Raw genomic sequence first — 20,528 nt, forward strand, 5'->3', positions numbered from 1 at the left:
AGTATCACATGCACTTTTCCGTTTCTAGCTTTTCTCTTTTACAAGAATTATATTTTTTACATAAAATTATAAATACTAAATATTCTCTTTTTAAGTTAAAAATTTTTGGGAAAAAATTGGTGATCATGGTTTCTGATTCAGAAAATCATTTGATTACTACAGAGATACAAGTATATGTAAAAAAAGCATCCGAAGAAAAAATAGCTATTCATCCAAAATTAATGATAGAAATTTTAAAAACTTTTCCGAATGAAACTATTTTTATCAAAAAAGAAAAAAATACACTTAACATTTATTCCAAACAGGGAGATTACCCGATTCCTATTATCTGTCATGAAAATAAAAATAGGCATCATATAACTATTTTTTCCAGTATGGAAAATTTTGAAAAAGGTAATACTTTGAAAATTACTTTATTTTCCAAAATACTTTTAAATATCTTGAATAAAACTTTATTTGCTATGGGAAATGAAGAAATAAAACCTGTTATGAATGGAGTTTTTTTTCGATTCTCTCCAAACGGAGCTACTTTTGTATCCACAGATACTTATAAATTAGTCAAATATACCTTAAAAAATATTAGATCTAATCAGTACATAGAGTTTATTATTTCTAGAAAATCCCTTAGGATACTTCAAAATATTTTATTTAATGAAAAAAAAAGTGTGACAATTGAATACAAACAAATCGGAATGCTCAAATTTAGCTTTGAAACTAAAACTTTTCTATGTGGACTAATAAACGAAAAATATCCAGATTATAATTCTGTGATTCCTAAAAATAAAGATATATCATTTATTATTAATCGTCTTTTTTTTTTAAATTCTATTAAAAGAATATCTCTTTTTTCTAAAGAAGAAACAAATTTTATTCGATTTAATTTAAGTGATAATACATTAAAGATTTATGAAGAAAATACAAGAATTTCTAGTTTTTCAAAAATTCGATGTAAATATATTGCTGATTATTTTCGAGATGAGTCTATAATAAAAATGGGTTTTAATTCAAAATTTTTAATAGAAATCTTATCCTCTTTTAAGGAAGATTTTGTTAGTTTTGAATTATACAGTTCAAATAGAATAGGTATTTTAAAACCATTTTATTCTTCAAAAAAAGAAGAATCGATTTTAATATTGATTATGTCTATAATAGTATGAAAATATCATATAATTGGCTTAGAAAATATATTTCTATTGATCTTAGCGCAAAAAAAATATCAAATATTTTAACGGAAATAGGTTTATCAGTAAAACATGTAATAAAAAAAAAAACAGGAGAAACAGAAGATTCTATTTTTGATGTAGAAATAACTCCTAATCGTTCTGATGCAATGAGTCATTACGGAATAGCTCGTGACTTATATGCGGTTTTAACATTTCGTGGTTATAAAACCCATTTGTTAAAACCCATAATAAGTAATTATCAAAAAGACATTAATAAATATTGTTTTCAAATTTATATTGAAGAAAAAAATAAATGCAGAAGATTTTCTGGACTAATTCTTTCTAAAATAGAAATAAATTCATCTCCAAATTGGTTAAATAATCAATTAAAATCTATTGGAATAAAACCCATAAATAATATAGTAGATATCACAAATTTTGTAATGAATGAATTAGGACTACCTATACAGGTTTTTGATATGGACCAAATAGAAGGACAAAGCATTATAATAAAAAATGTAAGAAATAAGATGAATTTCAATTCCGAAGATAATCGAAAAAGAATACTAAATGAAAAAGATTTTATCATTTCTGATAAAAAAAAACCTTTATCAATAGCTGGAATTATAAATGAAACTAACTTAAATGTTAGTATAAAAACTAAAAATATTTTCTTAGGATGCGCTTATTTTAATCCTGTAGATATCCGTTCTATTGGAATAAGACACATGATAAAAACGGATGCAAGATTTCGATTTGAAAGAGGAGTAGATCCTAATCTAACAGTATATGCTTTACAAAGAACCGCTCTTCTCATAAAAGAAGTGACAAAATGTAATATTAGTTCTGACATAATGGATATTTATCCTAATCCAATAATTCCTTCGAAAATAAAACTTCGTTATCAAAAAATATATGATATTATCGGAAAAAAAATTTCCAAAAAAAACATCAAAAAAATTTTATTACTACTTGAAATAGTCATTCTTGATGAAAATATAAAATCTCTGCTAGTTATTGTTCCTCCTTATCGAATAGATGTACAACGAGAAGTAGATTTAATAGAAGAAATATTACGCATTTATGGGTTAACAAAAATAAAAATTTCTAATAAAATACAAATTTCTCCACTTCCCAATTTTTTTTATAAAACAAAAGAAAAAATACAAAAAACTATTTTCAATCAATTAGTAAATTTTGGATTTCAAGAAATTATAAATCCTCCTATCATAAATAAAAATAAAGATTCTTTATTATTGAATTCTTTTTTCAATAGAGAAGAAATTAAAATTTTAAATTCTGTAAATAAATCCTATAATTCCATGCGTCCAAGTTTATTATTTGGAATGATAGATTGTATTAAACATAATTATAATAGAGGAAATCAAGAAATTAAATTCTTTGAAATAGGGAAAATTTATTATAAAAGTAATAATCAATTTTTAGAAAAAACCTGTTTGAGTATTGCTTTATCGGAAAAAGATAAAAACAAAAAAAAAATCATGGAACCAAGAAGTTCTTTATTTTTTGATTTGAAAGGAATTATAGAACAAATTTTTCAGAGAATCGGGATTTTCCATTATACTCAAATAAACTCTCCTCATCCTTTTTTAAGAGAAAGTATATCTATTAAATATAAAAATAAAAATCTAGTAAAATTAGGAAAATTAAAAGAAGAATTACTCAAAAACCAGAAAATTTTTTACGCAGAAATAGATTGGGAATATTTGATTTCTATCATTCAAAAAAAAAGAGTAATATTTGTTCCATTTTCTAAATATCCTACTTCAAAAAGAGACTTATCATTCTTAGTGGATAAAACTATTTCCTTTGAAAAAATTTATCAGTTAATAAAAGAAAAAGAAAAAAATTTCATCAAAAAAATTGAAATATATGATTTATATGAAGGAAAAGATTTACCAAAAGAAAAAAAATCCTATACAATAAGTTTCTTTTTTGAAAGTCAAAAAGGAACGTTAACTGATTTAATTATTAATGATGTCATGAAAAAAATAGAAAAATTTATAACAAATGAGTTAGGAGCAAAAATTAGAGGGATATCTTAATAATTTAAGAAAAATAAATTCTAGATAAACTGAGATAATTTTCTTAAAATTTTTTTCATTCCGGTTTCTTTTTCTATAATTTTGGAAATTTCTTTTATATGAACTCTTTTTTGTAACATCGAGTCTCTATATCTTATTGTTACTGTATCGTTATCTATGGTCCCATAATCTACTGTAAAACAAATAGGAGTTCCAATAGCATCTTGTCTACGATATAGTTTGCCAATAGATTCTTTTTGATCATAAACTAATCTATAATCTATTTTCAAATCCTGAAATATTTTCTTCGCAATTTCTGGTAATCCATCTTTTAAAACTAATGGAAATATAGCTGCTTTTACAGGTGATAAACAGGGTGGAATTTTCAATACAACCCGTTCCTTTCCATTATCCAATTTTTCTTTTTTAAGAGAAGAAGAATATATGGCAAGAAAAAAACGGTCTAAACCTAGTGAAGTTTCTATTACATAAGGAATATAGTTTTCTGGATGATCTCCAAAAACTCTTAGTTTTTTTTTGGAAAAAAACTCATGTTTTTTTAAATCGAAATCTCTACGAGAATGGATTCCTTCTATTTCTTTAAATCCAAAAGGAAAATGAAATTCTATATCCGCTCCTGCACTCGCATAATGAGCTAGATGATCATGATTACGCAACTGATATTTTTTATCTCCTAATTTTAATCCTAAATGCCATTTTAATCTAATATTTTTCCAATACTCATACCATTTCATTTCTTCTTCCGGAAGGATAAAAAACTGCATTTCCATTTGTTCAAATTCACGCATTCTGAAAAGAAATTGTCTTGCAACAATTTCATTTCTAAATGATTTTCCTATTTGAGCAATTCCAAATGGAATTTTCTTTCTACTAGATTTTTTTACATAAATAAAATTAGAAAATATGCCTTGAGCTGTTTCTGGACGAAGAAATAAATCTCCTTTTTCTTCTTTAATCTTAAACATCATATTAAATGAACGAATATTTGTCCAATTATTCGAACCACATATAGGATCAGAAATATTTAATTCATCAATTAAAACACGAATATCTAATAAATCCTTTTTTTTTATAGATTTATCTAAACGAGATAATATTTCATTTTTACTATTATTTATGAATTTAGAAGTTTTTGGTTCTTTTTGCATGAAATTTACATACGTTCTAATTAATATCTCAGGATTATATCTTTTCTTAGAATCTTTGTTATCAATTAACAATTCATTAAACTTATCAATATGCCCAGATGCTTTCCAAATATCAGAATGCATAAGTATAGACGAATCCAATCCGACTATATTTTCATGAAGTTGAGTCATTGATTTCCACCAATATTTTTTGATATTATTTTTTAATTCTATTCCATATGGTCCATAATCATATACTGCATTCAATCCTCCATAAATATCACTAGAAGGAAAAACAAAACCGTAATTTTTAGCATGAGATGCCAAAAAATGGAAAAAATGATCGTTTTGCATTATAGAAATGAAAATTGGATAAAAATTAACACAAACATAAATACTTTTCTAAATCCAAAGCGGCCATACATCCTGTTCCAGCAGAAGTGATAGCTTGTCGATATGTAGGGTCTTGTACATCTCCTGCAGCAAATACTCCTGGTTTATTAGTAATAGTACTTCCTTTTTCTACAACGATATATCCTCTTTCATCCAATTTCAATTGATTTTGAAACAATTTTGTATTAGGAGAATGACCTATAGCAATAAACAAACCACTTATTAAAATAGTTTGACTAATTTTATTTTTAGTGTTAAATATCTGAATTCCTTCTAAAAAATTATCTCCCATAATTTTTGTAATATGAGAACAAAAAAATATATTCACATTATTTATTTTTGAAATTCGATATTGTAAAGCTTTAGAAGCTCTAAAATAATTTTTTCTAACTACCAAATATACATTTCTGCAAATTTTTGACAAATAACTAGCTTCTTCCAAAGCCGTATCTCCTCCTCCTATAACAGCTACATCTTTTCCTTTATGAAAAAAACCATCACAAGTAGCACAAAAAGAAACTCCCAATCCTAAAAATTTTTTTTCTTTATCCATTCCTAAAAATTTAGGACTGGAACCTGTAGCGATAATAATCCCTTTACTTTCTATATTTTCTTTATTTTCCATCATATAAACACGATGTATCCCGCCTTTTTGATCAGAAAAATCTACTTTCGTAATGGTTTTATGAATAATAATAGTATTAAAACGCTTAGCTTGTTTTTTACAATTTTCCATAAGTTCATTTCCGCTAATTCCTGCAGGAAAACCTGGATAATTATCTACCTTTGTTGTAGATGTTAATTGTCCTCCCGGTTGTAATCCGACAAATAGGACAGGTTGAAGATCTGCTCTTGCTGCATATATAGCCGCTGTATATCCAGCTGGACCAGATCCAATGATTACACAATCCATTATTTTTTTGTTCTTTAACATAAAGAAGGCATACTTTATTTTGGATTTTACTTATTTTTAATTTCAAAAATTATCATATATGTCCATTTTTAACTTTTTTATCAATCATTTACATTTAAAAAAAATTCAAAACAAAACTTATGTATTTTGCATGATTCGAAAAAAATGGTATCCCTTTACAAAAGAAGAAGGAATCCGTCAATATATAATTTTTTTTCTAAAAAAAGTAAAAAAATACAGAAGTTCTAATATTCGAGTAGAAGTCCCTTTTCAAATCAATCAATTAAACAAAAGGTTAGACATACTAGTTATTTTGAAAGAAAAACCCCATATCATCATCGAATGCAAAGCTCCGAATATTTTATTAACACAAAAAACTTTCGATCAAGTATCTAGATATAATATAAAGATACAAGCTCCATATTTAATGGTTAGCAACGGGATAAAAAATTTTGTCTTTCAAATAGACGCATATAATAAAAAATTCTCATTTTTGAATCATCTTCCGATGAACGATTCTTCTATTATTCAAAAATCGAAGACATATAATTAATTAAATCTACTAGTTTAGTCGAATAACCTACTTCATTATCATACCATGACACTATTTTGATAAAAGTGGGGCTCAACATGATACTTGAACTTGCATCGAAAATAGACGTTCTTGTATCTCCTAAAAAATCTGAGGAAACTACAGCTTCTTCTGTATAGCCTAATATTCCTTTTAATGAAGTTTCAGACGCAACCTTCATACAATACTTTATATCATCATAAGTAACGCCATTCTTCAAACGAATAGTGAGATCCAATACAGAAACATCAGAAATGGGAACCCTGAAAGCCATTCCAGTTAATTTCCCATCTAAACTTGGAATAACTTTTCCAACTGCATTTGCTGCACCTGTAGATGCGGGAATAATATTAGTTAAAGATGACCTCCCTGCTCTCCAGTCTCTGGTAGATATAGAATCTACTATTTTTTGAGTTGCAGTAGAAGCATGTATAGTAGTCATTAATCCTTCTAATACTCCAAAATTATCATTCAGAACTTTAATTATCGGAGCCAAACAATTCGTAGTACAAGAAGCATTAGATATTATTCTTTGATCATTTTTTATAGTTTCATGGTTCACTCCCATCACATACATGGGAATATTTTCTTCTTTTGGAGGAGCCGATAATATAACTTTTTTTGCTCCTGATTGTAAATGTAAACCTGCTAAATTTCTGGTTAAAAAAAGACCCGTAGATTCCACTACATAATGAACATTTAAATTTCTCCATTTTAAATTATGAGGATCTTTTTCATTAGTAACTTTTATTTTATTTCCATTTACAATTAAATAATTCTCATCTTCTATGCATATATCTCCCTTAAAAATACCATGAACAGAATCATATTTTAATATATATGCTAAATATTCTATGGAAACTAAATCATTGATAGATACGACTTGGATATTTTTTCTATTTAAAGCAGACATTAAAACTAACTTACCTATCCTTCCAAGACCATTTATTCCTATTTTAATTTCGGACATATTTAATAAATTTTTTATAATTATTTTATAAGTTTTTAACTTTTAAAAAAGTCATAAAAGCAGATGATGGGATCTCTACTTTTCCTATTTTACGCATTTTTTTCTTTCCTTTTTTCTGTTTTTCTAAAAGTTTCCGTTTTCGAGAAACATCTCCTCCATAACATTTATCTGTTACATTTTTTCTTAAAGCTTTAATAGTTTCTCTAGCTATAATTTTTCCAGAAATAGAAACTTGAATTGGAATGCTAAATTGATGTTTTGGGATCAAAACAGATAATTCTTGACATATTTTTTTTGCCATAAAAAATGCTTCATTTTTATGAACCAAAAGAGATAGTGATTCTACTTTTTGATGATTGATTAATACAGTAATCTTTTTTAAATCAGAAATTCTATAATCTAAAAAGGTATAATCAAAAGATGCATAACCCCTAGAAATTGTTTTTAATTTATCATAAAAATCAAATATTATTTCAGATAAAGGCATTTCAAATGTCACTTTAATCCTTCCAGATGGCAAATAATCTTGATTCCCAATTATTTTTCCTCTTTTTCCAATACATAGAGAGATGATACTTCCTATAAAGTTTTCTTTAGTAAGAATAGAAACTAATACATAAGGTTCTTCGACTCGTTGTATTTTTTCTACTTCTGGAAAATTTGAAGGATGGTTCACGATAATCATCTTTTTTTTCATAAAAATTCTATAAGAAACATTAGGAATGGTAATAATAACTGAAATTCCATACTCTCTTTTTAGACGAGCTATAACAATTTCCATATGAAGTAGACCTAAAAAACCGCAATGAAATCCAAACCCTAAAGCTGGGGAAGATTCTGGACTAAAAGTAAGAGCTGCATCGTTTAATTGCAATTTTTCCATAGAAGAACGTAATTCTTCGTATTTATCAGAATTTATTGGATAAACACTGGAAAAAACCATAGGTTTGACTTCTTCAAATCTACTTATGGCTTTTGAAGCTGGATATTTAGCATCTGTAATAGTATCCCCCACTTTGACTTCATAAGTATTTTTGATTCCAGAAACTACATATCCAACATCTCCTGTTTCAATTCTATCTTTAGAAATACGTTTCAATTTAAGAGTACCTATTTCATAAGCACAATAAATTTTTCCTGTAGACATAAAACGTAATTTTTGTCCTTTTTGGATATATCCATTTTTTACTCTAAAATAGGCCAATACTCCAGTAAAAGGATTGTATAAAGAATCAAAAATCATTGCTTGTAGAGGTGCATTTGGATCTCCTTTTGGTGGAGGAATCCGTTTGACTATTTGATCTAAAACTTCTTTAATCCCTAATCCATTTTTAGCACTAACAGAAATAATATCTTTCGATTTACATTTTACTAGTTCTATAATTTCTTCTACACATTCAGATCGTGAATGAGGTAAGTCTATTTTATTTAAAATAGGGATAATTACAAGATTTTTTTTCAATGCTAAATAAAGATTAGATATCGTTTGAGCTTGTACACTTTTGGTGCAATCTACAACAAGTAATGCCCCCTCACAAGCTGCAATGGAACGTGATACCTCATTAGAAAAATCTACATGTCCGGGAGTATCTATTAAATTAAGGATATATACTTGATTTTTATACCGATATTCCATTTGTACCGCATGACTTTTAATCGTAATTCCACGTTCCCTTTCCAAATCCATATCATCAAGTAACTGATCTTTATTCCCATATTCTGAAACTGTTTTTGTCAATTCTAACAAACGATCTGCTAAAGTACTTTTTCCATGATCTATGTGTGCAATGATACAAAAATTACGAATATAATCTATTATCATCGTTTTTAGATTTTTATTAACGTTAACGACCTTGAAGGGATTCGAACCCATTCCATAGGAACCGGAATCCTATATTCTATCCGATTAAACTACAAGGTCTTAAATTTTAAAATTTCTATTATTGAATAAATTCATTGTTTTTTGTAAACCATTTAAAACAAATGAAAATATTATTTCTACACTGATTTCTAATCTATTAAACAAATTTTTTAATTCTTCTTCATTCCAATTCCCCAATACATAATTTATTTTATTATCTTGATAAAAATTATTTTTAATCCCAAAACGCATCCGAGCATAATGAGATGTTCCTAATTCTTTTTCAATACTTTTTAATCCATTATGTCCTCCATATCCTCCTTTTCCTCTCAAACGAATTTGACCAAAATTAAGATAAATATCGTCAGATATTACAAGAATATTTTCCAGAGCTATCTTTTTTTTATTCATCCAATATTTTATAGCTTTTCCACTTTCATTTACATAAGTAGATGGTTTTAAAAAAAAAAGTAATTTTTCTTTATAAATCAATTTTGAAATAAAACCAAATTTCTTTATCGAAAAAGATAGAAAATATTTTTCAGAAATTTTATCTACAATCCAAAAACCTAAATTATGTCTTGTTTTTTGATATATCAATCCTGGATTTCCTAATCCAGTTATTAAAAATTTTTTCATTTTTTGAGAAAAAAATCATTGATCCTCTTTTTGGATAACTTCGTGGACTTTCATTCCTATATCTGCTGGAGATGTAACGATATGGATTCCGTTTTTTTTCAAAATATCCATTTTTACTTGTGCCGTCTCTGATTTGTTTCCTATAACAGCCCCAGCGTGTCCCATTGTACGCCCTTTAGGAGCTGTCACACCAGCAATAAAACCTATGATTGGCTTTTTATTTCCTGAATTTTTCATCCACCACTCAGCTGCATCAATCTCTAATTTTCCTCCTATTTCTCCAATCATTACAATACATTTTGTTTCTGAATCTTTCAAGAATAAATTCAAGATATCCGTGATATTCATTCCAATAATAGAATCTCCTCCTATTCCAATAGCCGTAGAAATACCATAACCATATTGTACTATTTGATCTGCTGCTTCATAAGTAAGCGTTCCAGATCTAGAAACTATACCTACTTTTCCTTTTTTATTGAAAACCAAATTTGGCATAATCCCTACTTTAGACTCTTCTGGAGAAATAATTCCAGGACAATTCGGGCCAATCAAGCGTGATTTTTTTCCTTTTAAAAAATTTTTTATTTGAATCATATCCGAAACTGGAATACCTTCAGTGATGCACACAATTATTCTCATATTCATACTAATCGCTTCTAGAATTGCATCTGATGCAAAAAAAGAAGGAACAAAAATAACACTGACATCTCCTCCTGTATGGTGAACGGCTTCATCCATAGTATTAAAAATAGGAACTCCTAAATATTTTCTTCCTCCCTTTCCTGGAGTGACCCCTCCGACTATACAGGTCCCATAATGAATCATCTGTTCAGTATGAAATAAACCTTCTTTACCCGTTAAGCCTTGTACAATGACACGAATATGTTTATTTATCAAAATACTCATAATAATCTTTTAATAAAATTGATATTATATTAATTACACAATTATTTTCTAACTCTTTCTATATAAGATTTGCTATCCGTATTTATCTTAATATACTCGCCAGTATTTATAAATAAAGGAACCAATAACTTAGCTTCGGTTTCCAAAATAGCAATTTTACTGGAAGTATTAATGGTATCTTTTTTTCTTACTTTTTCTGTATATTTCACTTGTAAAATAACAGTAGGAGGCATTTTTACAAATAAAGCTATTTGATTATTATTACTTTTTACATGAAAAAAAATAGTTAATTTTATTCCCTCTTTTAAAAAATCAGTATGATTTTTTATCAGTTTGTTATCAATTGGGATTTGATCATAGTTGTTTGTATTCATAAAATAAAAAATATCTCCATCCCTATACAAATATTGGTATAATTCAGATACTATTTTTGCTTCTTTTACTCGATGTTTTGCTGAAAAATTATTTTCCAAAACATGACCTGTAATCAGATTTTTCAATTTAGTTCTTATAAAAGCATATCCCTTACCAGGTTTAACGTGAAGAAAATCAATTATTTTATACACTTCATCATTATATTGTATATGCAACCCCTTTCTAATATTCGTATACATTTTATTCTCTATTTTTTTTTTAAATATATCAGTTTTATGATGATTCCTGAATTTTTACTATTTTAGCCATAACTTCCGCTTCAACTACAAGTTGATTATTGACATATCCCTTTCCTTGCATATGGACGATCCCCCTTCTTATTGGTTCTAACAAATCTACTTGAAAAACTAACAAGTCTCCAGGAATTACTTTTTTTTTAAATTTTACTTTATCTATTTTTAAAAAATATGTAGAATAATATTCAGGATTTTTAACTTTGTTTAATACAAGAACTCCACCAACTTGTGCAATAGCTTCAATTTGCAATACTCCAGGCATGATTGGTTCTTTAGGAAAATGTCCTATAAAAAAAGATTCATTCATTGTTACATTCTTAACTCCTATTACATAATCATCGGTCAACTCCATAATCTTATCTACTAATAGAAATGGAGGTTTATGAGGTAAAATTCTCATAATATTTCTAATATCCAAAATAGGCTTTTTTGTTAAATCAAATTTTGGAATATCTTTATGTATTTGAATATTTTTATTTTGTATTAACTTTCTTGCAAACAGTGTATTTATATGATGATCTGTGTTGTAAGCGATTATTTTTCCTTTTAATTTAACTCCTATTAAAGTTAAATACCCCATAATATCCAAAAGATTATGTTTTGCTATTTCATTATAATAAGAGGGAGTACGGAAAATATTTCCGTTTTGTATCTTCATTAGATTTTCTTTTTCGTAAATAAAACAGAAAGTCCTTGAACTCGCTATTTGTTTAAATTGATCTGGATATTTTAGTACAGCATTTTGTATATTTATAAATTTAGAATCAAAATCAACCATGGTGACTATTTCTAATTTTTTAGAAGGTAAAGCAATAATCTCTCCTCCTGTTTTTGAATCCACATGAGATATAATTTCTTTGATCGAATAATATCCTCTTTCTGCATTTTGTTCTATGACTCCTGCTTTTTCAATAGCCTCTACAAAATATTTGGAAGAACCATCCATGATAGGAAATTCCATGTTATCCAATTCTATGATGACATTATCTAAATCCATTCCCATAAGAGTAGCCAAAACATGTTCGATCGTACAAATTTTTAATCCATTTTTTTCTAGAATAATCCCTCGATCCGTTGTTTCATTAAACAAAAATGAAAGATGCGCTTTTATACTAGGTTTTTCTTCTATATCCGTTCTTACAAAAAGAAATCCTGAGTTTTCAGGAGCTGGTTTAAAAGTTATAGTAACGTTTTTTTCCGTATATAATCCTACTCCTTGTAAGGTTATTTTTTTTGCAATGGTTTTTTGCTTATCAAACATAATTTGATGATTATACTAAAAAAAATATTTACTTCATTTTTATAAAGAAAAAATTTTATTTTCCATATTTGAAAATATGAATTCTTTAATGAAAGTAAAGAAAAATAAAAAACTTTATGTAATTTAGGGAGTTACAAGTGTTCTTTTCATGAATTTTTTTAGACGCTTTATTTGTTTATTAACAGGTTTTATTATTGGTTTTCTGATTTTATTATACTGCACACCTACTACCTCTTATTCTTATCATCAAAGAATATTAGATAATAATATAAAAAGGAAAAAAATAATATTTGATGAAAATATAATTAGAAATTGTAAAAAAAAATACATGTTTTGTAACCCGATTTTCATCAAATCCGAACTTTTAAAGAAAGGAAAAATCATCTCAATAAAAAGATTGTTAAAAACAAAACTATATCCGATGATTTACCATATTGAGATAAAAGATAAAAATAGGAAAAGAATCTTTGTTATCGAAGAATATATAGATGTTATATATATAAAAAAAATAATTTTTTTTTAGATAAAATATAAAATAATATGAAAAGAACTTATCAACCTTCTAATAGAAGAAGAGTAAATGTTCATGGATTTTTAAAACGGATGTCCACAAAAAACGGTCGCAAGATTATATCTAGAAAAAGAAAAAAAGGTAGAAAAAAATTAACAGTTTCTAACTTTAAAAAATAAAATCATAAAATATCAAACAATTCTATATCTCCAATTATAGGATAATTTCTTCCTTTTATATGAAATTTTTTTCCATGACAAATGGAATCTTCATAGGAAAAAAAATTAGACAAATCTCCTATATCAACTATTTTTGAAATTAAATCAATATCGTTTTTAACAAAATTAAATTTTTCTATATTCCTTATCCCTATATCAACCAACAACTGATATTTTCCTCTTTGAATTTCTACTCCTCTATAAATTTTGTCTAATAGTTTTTTTTTATTTTCAGGTATAGTAAAATAAGAAGAATATTCTTTTTCAAGATCTATTTCTTGAGTAGAAAGAATATATAATCCTATAAGAATAGATAAAGCATTATATTTTCTAATTATATCTTTTTGAGGATCTTCTGGATAATTTCCGGCTTCAAAAAGAATACAAGGATAACCCTTTTTTTGTAAATTATCTCCAGTAGCTGTAGGGTAGAATTCATCTGAAAATCTTCCTATTGAACCGATAGATGGCAAAATGGATCTCATCCTTTTTTCAATAGAAGCTATCAGTCCCATAGCCTTTTTTCTTTCAGGAGAAATTTTTGTATCCTTTTTCTCTTTTACCGATGGGCATAAAAAAGACAAAATAGCTGGATTGAAATTTGTGTTTCCAACATTATAAATACTTCTTTGATCATGTAAATTAAATAAAATATTGGGTTTGTTATATTGTATTTCATGAAATAGTATTTGAATTTCTGGAGATTGTAAACGAAGAGCATCTCTATTTAAATCAATGTTTACAGCATTTCTTCTTTGATATTTTTCAGAACCATCGGGATTTAACATAGGAATAAACAAAATGGTTAAATTTTTTCTTATAAATCTAACTAAATCATAGTTTTTTTCTTTTAGAAAAAAGTGAAGAATATCAAACATGGCTTTTGTTCCCGTTGTTTCATTTCCATGCATTTGAGACCATATAAAAACTTTGCAATCTCCAGATCCCCATTGAATTTTAAAAATTTTTCTATTTTCTATAGAAAATCCTACAGGAACAATAGAACATATACTTTCATATGTTTTTATCATTTTTAATAATTCAGAGTATTTAAAAATTTTAGAAGAATTAAAACTTCTCTCTTGAAAACAATTATAATTTTTAAATAAAGAATGTATATCCAAGTCTAACATAATCATGGTAGATTTAATTCATTAAATAATTTTCTTTTTTATTTTCCTAATCTAAGAAAGAGTTAAACAATTTTATTAAAAGTTTTTTATTTTCGTAAAAATACAAATAAACGAGGATCAAGAAAATATTAACATCAAGCGGACAGTTCCCTCAAGTAGGAAAAAAAATATAAATACGTTTATAAAAAAAACTATTCTTGAGATCCTTTTATTATAAATGGAACGAATTTTTACTTATTATGAAGAAATATTTTAAAATCAACTACACTGAATCAGTTCTATTAATTTTAGCATTTACAGTTTTGAACTTTTTTAACATAATTTTTAGAAAACTATTGATGGCTATACATTTACCCGATAGTATGATATTTTCTATATCATATACAATCCCCTTCATTTTTTTATTTATTTTTATTTCTCATCAAGCTCAAAAAAAAAATCTAATCATAGAATTATCATTTAAAATTTCTCCATGGTATATTTATCTTGTTCTTTTTTGTATGATGCTTTGTATGATTATACTTAACGATTACGTGACTTCTTTCGTTCCAAAAGAGGGTCCATTGTTAGGAAATATGTATAAAGAAATTGAGGATTTTTTAAAAGAAGAAGCTAAAAATCCAATTCCATTTTTTTCCACTACAGTCTTGTTAGCTCCTATATGTGAAGAAGTTCTTTTTAGAGGAATTATTCTAAATGGAATGTTAAAAAATAAAATACATCCAATTAAAGCCATCCTATTTTCTTCTTTTTTATTTGGAATCACTCATATGAACCCTTGGCAATTTTTAGGAGGAATTATTATTGGAAGTTTCATTGGGTTTATTTATTTCACTACTTCTTCTATAATAGATTGTATATTATTACATGTTTTTAACAATGCTTTTGCCATATTTACTATGTTTTTTTTCATGAAAAATGAAGAATTTATTTCAAAACAAATAAATTTTAATTTATGGTTAATTTTGATAATTAGTTTTACCATAATTATGGGTTGCGTTTTTCTTTTTAAAAAAAGAAGAAAAGAATGAAACAAATTGTTTTTGTTACAAGAAATTTTTTTAAAGAAAGAGAAATAAAATATTTTCTTTATGCTAATGATAATCAATTGAATATTTTATCCTTAAAAGATATTCTATTTCCATACTCCATTAAAGAGAACGGAAATTCTTTTCAAGAAAATGCTTTAATTAAAGCAGAATTTTTTTTTCAAAAAACACATATTCCTTGTTTTTCTGAAGATTCTGGATTGAGAATAGAATGTTTAAATGGAGCTCCAGGTATCTATTCCTCTAGATATCTTCAAAAAGAAGATAGTCTAGAAAAATTACTTCTTAATATAAAAAAAACTTCATCTAGAAAAGCAGAACTTTTTTGTGTTTTTTGTTTAAAAACAAATAAAGAAAAAAATTATTTTTTTGAAGGAAAATTAACCGGACACATCTCGGAAAAAATCATGGGAAAAAAAGGTTTTGGATATGATCCTATATTTATTCCAGACAAACATAAAAATACTTTATCTCAAATAAATATTCTTCAAAAAAACAAGATCAGTCATAGAATAAAAGCTTTTAAAAAACTCATGAAATTCATGAATCATCATCTATAATGGATAAAACTTCATTAACAATTTTGGGATGTCATTCCTCAATTCCAACGGAAAAATTTTATCCTACAGCTCAAATATTAGAGATGAAAGGTGCTTTTTTTCTTATTGATTGTGGAGAAGGGACACAAGTTCAATTAAGAAAAGCGAAAATAAAATTTAATAAAATAGTACATATATTCATATCTCATTTACATGGAGATCATTTTTTTGGATTAATTGGATTGCTTTCTACTTTTCATTTACTAGGAAGAGAAAAATCAGTACACATTTACGCCCCAAAAGGATTAAAAGAAATTATAGATGTTCATTTTAAATGGTCATATACACGATTAAAATTCTGTATTGATCATATTGAATTATCTTCCAAAAAATTGGAAAAAATTATGGAAAACGAAAAAGTAGAAGTTTATACCATTCCATTAAAACATAGAATTTACGCCAATGGTTTTCTTTTCAAGGAAAAACCTTGTAATAGAAAATTGAATATGGAGGAAATAAAAAAGATTCCTTATATCAAAATAGAAGACTATAAGAGTTTACAACTTGGAAAAGATTTTAGAACAAAAGAAGGGAGAATCATTCCGAACGATCAACTCACATTTGATCCCCCAAAAATATTATCTTATGCTTTTTGTTCAGATACTTCCTATTATTTGCCTATTATTGAACAAATAAAATATGTAGATTTATTATATCATGAGTCTACTTTTTTGAAAAAAGAAGAAAATAGAGCGATTAAGACAGGACACTCTACCGCAAACCAAGCTGCTTGTATAGCTAAAAAGGCTCAAGTAAAAAAATTATTATTGGGACATTATTCGAATAGATTTCCTAATATAAAAGCATTTGAAGAAGAAGCAAAAGAAATATTTGATAATGTAGAAGCTTCGGAACCATTAAAAACATACTACCTAGATGAATAATTCATTTCAATTTTTTTAGAAGAAATGAAAGAGATAAAAAAACCCACTGTTAAAATAATACATGTCATCATTCCAAAATCCTCTATGGTGAATTTCATAGGAAATGGAATTTTTCCTCCAATTTTCAATAAATGATATTTATCTTGTAATAGAGATAGGATATAAGTTGTTAATATTCCAATTCCCCATCCAAATACACTGATAATAACTCCTATATGAAAGAATATTCTTCTTATTCTATACAAAGAATAACCAAAACTCCATAAGAGAAAAATATTTTCTCTCTTATCTAACTGTAAAATAAAAATAGCACCAATTAAGTTAAATGCCGTCATTATAGTTATTAAACTAAATAAAAAATAAATAAATATTTTTTCTGTATTAATTACCTTGTAAAAAGCTCTTTTTTCTTCTGTACGTGTTTTTATCCTAAATTTTGGACCAAATTTTTTTTTTAAAATATTTTTTATCTTGTCTATATTTTCCTCTTGATGAATTTTTATCTCAAGAGAATGAAAAACATTTTTATTAATCAAATTTTGAATATCAAGAATATCACAAAATAAATATTTTTGATCTATTTCTTGGTTAAAATGAAAAAGACCTTTTATTCTAACTTTTTTTTGCATTAAAAATGGAACAAAATCTTTTTTATTTTTATAGGAAAAAAAACTAATACTCATAGAGTCTGTTTCTATTTCATCCATAAATAAAAATGGAAAAATCGATGAGATCCCTACATATAGATCCAATTTATTATGGGATAAATTTTTATCATTTTTGATAGTTATTTTTTTAAATTTATTCATCACTTCTTCATATTTTGAATCTACTCCTTTTAAGTGGAAAAAATATTTTTCATTTTTATAATGAAAAAAAACTTTTTTTTCCATTGTTTTAGAAAAACACATAATTCCTTTTATTGATCTCATTTTTTCATTGAAAATATTTTCATGAAAGAAGATATCTTTTCCATTAAAAGAAGAAATAATAATATCAGGATAATTATTTTGATAGAACTTAATATTTAAGTCTTCTAATCCTGAGAAAACAGATAAAATAGTAGATAAAGAAAATGTCGATATACTGAGTGATATAGTAGACAAAAAAATTATGATGTTAACAATGTTAGTTTTTTTTTTGGAAAAAAAATAGCGTATAGTTATGTAAAAAGAAGTCCTCAAAAAAAATGATTCAATTTCGAAAATTGACTACACGAAAATCCAATTCTGGAATTTTTTTTACACGATATCTAAGTTTTTTGGAAAGTAATTTTCTATAAAATCCAGATTTGGAACGAATATTTTCCAAAATTTCTTGATCTAAAAAAGGATACATAGATATATAACTCTTTATTAAACTCAGATCAGGAGTCATACGAATCTTGATTAGAGTAATCAGAAAACCTTTTTTTGTTTTATCTTTCATCAAGATTTCTGCTATTTCCATGTAAAATATTGAAGATAATCTTTGATTTCTAATAGAATTCATTTCTATCATGTTTTTCTTAATTTAACAAAAAATGAAGAATAAAACTTTTTCATCATAAAATTTGTAATCTGAAAAATATTGTTGTAACATTGTATTTATTTTTAGGTCCCATAGCTCAGTTGGTTAGAGCACCTGACTCATAATCAGGGCGTCGCTGGTTCAAATCCAGCTGGGACCATTTCTGTTTTTGTGACCGGGGAGGGATTCGAACCCACAACTTACAGTTTAGGAAACTGTTGCTCTATCCTATTGAACTACCCAGTCCATTTCATTTTTTTGATGAAATAACAGATACAATGGATTTATTTTTAGTTCTTTTTTTAAAAAAAACAAAACCTGTTTTCAGGGCATATAAAGTGTGATCTTTTCCCATTCCGACATTAATTCCAGGATGATGTTTTGTTCCACGCTGACGAACAATAATACTTCCACATTTAACATGTTGATTTCCAAATATTTTTATTCCTAATCTCCTTCCTTCTGAATCTCGTCCATTTCTAGAACTTCCTGAACCTTTTTTATGAGCCATTTTTAATAGATTTTTTTTCTAAAAAGGAAATTACTTTAATTTTTGTAAAAAATGGTCTAAATCCATTTTTGACCTTATATCCTTTTCTTCTCTTTTTTTTGAATATAATTATTTTATCTCCTTTTAAATGTTGTAAAATTTCTACTTCCACCTTCACATTTTCTAATAAAGGAGTTCCTATTTTAAGAAAACCATTTTTATAAAAAAAAATAACTCGATCCAACAACATTTTTTCTCCTAAACTCATAGAAGAAAAACGAGGAACATAAACGTATTTATTTTCAATAAGTTTAAATTGTTTTCCTTGAAAATCTACAATTGCGTATATCATAATAATACAATTTTTACTTTAGTAAAAACTTTCTCGCTTTCAAAAGCCCTTCCAATAAATAATCTATTTCTTTAAAAGTGTTATAAATAGAAAAACTAACACGAACCATTCCTGCAACATTGAAGAAATTCATCAAAGGCTGAGCACATAAATGTCCCGTACGAACGGCAATCCCTAGACGATCCAGGATACTTCCTATATCAAAACAATGCAATTTACTCAAATTAAAAGATATAATACTCAATCTTTTTTTATAATCTACTCCTCCATATAATTGGATCCCATCAATAGTACTTAAACGCTGTATAGCATAAATTAAAAGTTTTTCTTTATAAGATTGTATATTTTCCACACCTATTTTTTCTACAAAATCTATAGCAGATCCCCAAACAATAATTCCTTCTATATTTGGTGTTCCAGCTTCAAACTTAAATGGTAAATCGGAATAAGTGGTTTTTTCAAAACTTACATTCTTAATCATTTCACCACCTGCTTGATAAGGAGAAATACTATCTAATATTTTCTCCTTTCCATATAAAACTCCAATTCCAGTAGGTCCATACATTTTATGCGCAGAAAATACATAAAAATCGGTATTTAAATCTTGTACATTTAAACTTAAATTAGAAGGAACTTGAGCACCATCAATCAAAACTAACGCCCCATATTCATGAGATTTATCAATAATGTTTTTAACTGGATTCACAATTCCCAAAACATTAGATACATGTGTTATTGCTACTAGTTTAGTTTTTTCTGAAATTAATAATTCGAAATCTTCCAATTGCAAAACACCATTTTGATCAATGGGAATAATTTTTAATAAAGCACCTTTTTTTTTACAAATAATTTGCCATGGAACAATATTGGAATGATGTTCAAGATAAGAAATAATTATTTCATCTCCTTTTCTAATATTAATACTGGATGCTACTAAATTAATAGATTCAGTAGTCCCTTTTGTAAAAATAATTTCTGAAGAATGTTTCGCATGAATAAAATTTTGAATTTTTTTTCTTACATTTTCTACATGATAGGTAGCTTTTTGACTTAAAAAATGTAGACCTCTATGAACGTTAGAATTTATCGTAGAATAATAATTTTCACAAGCATGAATCACTTGCAAAGGCTTTTGAGTCGTTGCTGCATTGTCTATATAAACTAAAGGATTGGAATAAACTGTTTTTTTTAAAATTGGAAATTGATTTCGTATTTCTTGAATTATTTTTTGTGAAAACATAA

At 26.4% G+C, this 20,528-nt stretch carries 21 protein-coding genes and 3 tRNA genes; 8 read left to right on the forward strand and 16 right to left on the reverse strand.

The window, feature by feature from the left end; translation table 11 throughout:
- The first annotated feature begins 8 nt into the window (after window positions 1-8).
- Together dnaN and pheT are read left to right on the forward strand one after the other, a co-directional pair.
- Window positions 9-1,157: a DNA polymerase III subunit beta gene (dnaN, locus tag H0H60_RS02990; protein ID WP_185862671.1), complete on the forward strand. Its 1,149-nt coding sequence runs from the start codon at window positions 9-11 to the stop codon at window positions 1,155-1,157.
- Complete coding sequence (gene pheT / locus H0H60_RS02995) at window positions 1,154-3,229, forward strand: phenylalanine--tRNA ligase subunit beta (RefSeq protein ID WP_185862672.1); 2,076 nt, start codon at window positions 1,154-1,156, stop codon at window positions 3,227-3,229. The genes dnaN and pheT overlap by 4 nt, the downstream gene beginning before the upstream one ends.
- 20 nt (window positions 3,230-3,249) lie before the next feature.
- Here pheT and H0H60_RS03000 read toward each other — a convergent pair whose 3' ends face one another.
- Window positions 3,250-4,713 (reverse strand): glycine--tRNA ligase, encoded by a 1,464-nt coding sequence (locus H0H60_RS03000; RefSeq protein ID WP_394366735.1) that lies wholly within the window; start codon window positions 4,711-4,713, stop codon window positions 3,250-3,252.
- Between the two features lie 22 nt (window positions 4,714-4,735).
- Window positions 4,736-5,683: a thioredoxin-disulfide reductase gene (gene trxB, locus H0H60_RS03005; protein ID WP_185862674.1), complete on the reverse strand. Its 948-nt coding sequence runs from the start codon at window positions 5,681-5,683 to the stop codon at window positions 4,736-4,738.
- Window positions 5,684-5,813: 130 nt separating this feature from the next.
- Here trxB and H0H60_RS03010 point away from each other — a divergent pair, with 130 nt between their 5' ends.
- Window positions 5,814-6,215 (forward strand): type I restriction enzyme HsdR N-terminal domain-containing protein, encoded by a 402-nt coding sequence (locus H0H60_RS03010; RefSeq protein WP_238784896.1) that lies wholly within the window; start codon window positions 5,814-5,816, stop codon window positions 6,213-6,215.
- On the opposite strand, the gene gap is transcribed toward H0H60_RS03010, so the two are convergent.
- The 7 genes from gap to fabZ all read right to left on the reverse strand — a co-directional run bounded on the left by gap (window position 6,187) and on the right by fabZ (window position 12,541).
- Entirely contained in the window at window positions 6,187-7,203 is a 1,017-nt protein-coding gene (gene gap / locus H0H60_RS03015; protein ID WP_185862676.1) for a type I glyceraldehyde-3-phosphate dehydrogenase, read from the reverse strand. The genes H0H60_RS03010 and gap overlap by 29 nt on opposite strands.
- Window positions 7,204-7,228: 25 nt before the next feature.
- Window positions 7,229-9,019 carry a translation elongation factor 4 gene (lepA, locus tag H0H60_RS03020; RefSeq protein WP_317168477.1) on the reverse strand — a complete coding sequence of 597 codons (1,791 nt, stop codon included), beginning with the start codon at window positions 9,017-9,019 and terminating at the stop codon, window positions 7,229-7,231.
- Window positions 9,020-9,051: 32 nt separating this feature from the next.
- Window positions 9,052-9,124 (reverse strand) — tRNA-Arg (locus H0H60_RS03025).
- Window positions 9,125-9,703, reverse strand: coding sequence for an aminoacyl-tRNA hydrolase (pth, locus tag H0H60_RS03030; protein ID WP_185862678.1), 579 nt, complete (start codon window positions 9,701-9,703; stop codon window positions 9,125-9,127).
- A gap of 15 nt (window positions 9,704-9,718) precedes the next feature.
- On the reverse strand, window positions 9,719-10,609 hold the full coding sequence (gene sucD / locus H0H60_RS03035; protein WP_185862679.1) for a succinate--CoA ligase subunit alpha: 891 nt from the start codon (window positions 10,607-10,609) through the stop codon (window positions 9,719-9,721).
- A gap of 41 nt (window positions 10,610-10,650) precedes the next feature.
- A complete protein-coding gene (gene efp, locus H0H60_RS03040; RefSeq protein WP_185862680.1) occupies window positions 10,651-11,223 on the reverse strand; it encodes an elongation factor P in 573 nt (190 codons plus the stop codon).
- A 34-nt stretch (window positions 11,224-11,257) separates the two neighbouring features.
- A complete protein-coding gene (gene fabZ, locus H0H60_RS03045; RefSeq protein ID WP_185862681.1) occupies window positions 11,258-12,541 on the reverse strand; it encodes a 3-hydroxyacyl-ACP dehydratase FabZ in 1,284 nt (427 codons plus the stop codon).
- Window positions 12,542-13,081: 540 nt separating this feature from the next.
- Here fabZ and rpmH point away from each other — a divergent pair.
- Entirely contained in the window at window positions 13,082-13,231 is a 150-nt protein-coding gene (rpmH, locus tag H0H60_RS03050; protein WP_185849782.1) for a 50S ribosomal protein L34, read from the forward strand.
- Between the two features lie 2 nt (window positions 13,232-13,233).
- On the opposite strand, the gene H0H60_RS03055 is transcribed toward rpmH, so the two are convergent.
- On the reverse strand, window positions 13,234-14,409 hold the full coding sequence (locus H0H60_RS03055; protein WP_185862682.1) for a M14 family zinc carboxypeptidase: 1,176 nt from the start codon (window positions 14,407-14,409) through the stop codon (window positions 13,234-13,236).
- A gap of 356 nt (window positions 14,410-14,765) precedes the next feature.
- On the opposite strand from H0H60_RS03055, the gene H0H60_RS03060 reads away from it, so the two are divergent.
- The 3 genes from H0H60_RS03060 to H0H60_RS03070 are packed head-to-tail and all read left to right on the forward strand — an operon-like array spanning window position 14,766 to window position 16,935.
- Window positions 14,766-15,434: a CPBP family intramembrane glutamic endopeptidase gene (locus H0H60_RS03060; protein WP_238784897.1), complete on the forward strand. Its 669-nt coding sequence runs from the start codon at window positions 14,766-14,768 to the stop codon at window positions 15,432-15,434.
- A complete protein-coding gene (gene rdgB / locus H0H60_RS03065) occupies window positions 15,431-16,012 on the forward strand; it encodes an RdgB/HAM1 family non-canonical purine NTP pyrophosphatase (RefSeq protein WP_185862684.1) in 582 nt (193 codons plus the stop codon). The genes H0H60_RS03060 and rdgB overlap by 4 nt, the downstream gene beginning before the upstream one ends.
- Window positions 16,012-16,935, forward strand: coding sequence for a ribonuclease Z (locus tag H0H60_RS03070; protein WP_185862685.1), 924 nt, complete (start codon window positions 16,012-16,014; stop codon window positions 16,933-16,935). Before rdgB ends, H0H60_RS03070 begins: the two co-directional genes overlap by 1 nt.
- Here H0H60_RS03070 and H0H60_RS03075 read toward each other — a convergent pair.
- Together H0H60_RS03075 and H0H60_RS03080 are read right to left on the reverse strand one after the other, a co-directional pair.
- Complete coding sequence (locus H0H60_RS03075; RefSeq protein WP_238784898.1) at window positions 16,920-18,041, reverse strand: ABC transporter permease; 1,122 nt, start codon at window positions 18,039-18,041, stop codon at window positions 16,920-16,922. The genes H0H60_RS03070 and H0H60_RS03075 overlap by 16 nt on opposite strands.
- An 88-nt stretch (window positions 18,042-18,129) precedes the next feature.
- A complete protein-coding gene (locus H0H60_RS03080) occupies window positions 18,130-18,426 on the reverse strand; it encodes a ribosome-binding factor A (RefSeq protein WP_238784899.1) in 297 nt (98 codons plus the stop codon).
- Window positions 18,427-18,530: 104 nt separating this feature from the next.
- Here H0H60_RS03080 and H0H60_RS03085 point away from each other — a divergent pair.
- A tRNA-Ile gene (locus H0H60_RS03085) sits at window positions 18,531-18,604 on the forward strand.
- 12 nt (window positions 18,605-18,616) lie between these two features.
- On the opposite strand, the gene H0H60_RS03090 is transcribed toward H0H60_RS03085, so the two are convergent.
- The 4 genes from H0H60_RS03090 to H0H60_RS03105 all read right to left on the reverse strand — a co-directional run bounded on the left by H0H60_RS03090 (window position 18,617) and on the right by H0H60_RS03105 (window position 20,526).
- Window positions 18,617-18,690, reverse strand: a tRNA-Arg gene (locus tag H0H60_RS03090).
- 4 nt (window positions 18,691-18,694) lie between these two features.
- Window positions 18,695-18,955: a 50S ribosomal protein L27 gene (gene rpmA, locus H0H60_RS03095; RefSeq protein ID WP_185849789.1), complete on the reverse strand. Its 261-nt coding sequence runs from the start codon at window positions 18,953-18,955 to the stop codon at window positions 18,695-18,697.
- A complete protein-coding gene (gene rplU, locus H0H60_RS03100; protein WP_185862688.1) occupies window positions 18,945-19,286 on the reverse strand; it encodes a 50S ribosomal protein L21 in 342 nt (113 codons plus the stop codon). The genes rpmA and rplU overlap by 11 nt, the downstream gene beginning before the upstream one ends.
- Window positions 19,287-19,299: 13 nt before the next feature.
- On the reverse strand, window positions 19,300-20,526 hold the full coding sequence (locus tag H0H60_RS03105; RefSeq protein WP_185862689.1) for an aminotransferase class V-fold PLP-dependent enzyme: 1,227 nt from the start codon (window positions 20,524-20,526) through the stop codon (window positions 19,300-19,302).
- Window positions 20,527-20,528 lie beyond the last annotated feature (2 nt).

This window comes from Blattabacterium cuenoti (genome assembly GCF_014251735.1).
GTDB classification, from domain to species: domain Bacteria; phylum Bacteroidota; class Bacteroidia; order Flavobacteriales; family Blattabacteriaceae; genus Blattabacterium; species Blattabacterium cuenoti_C.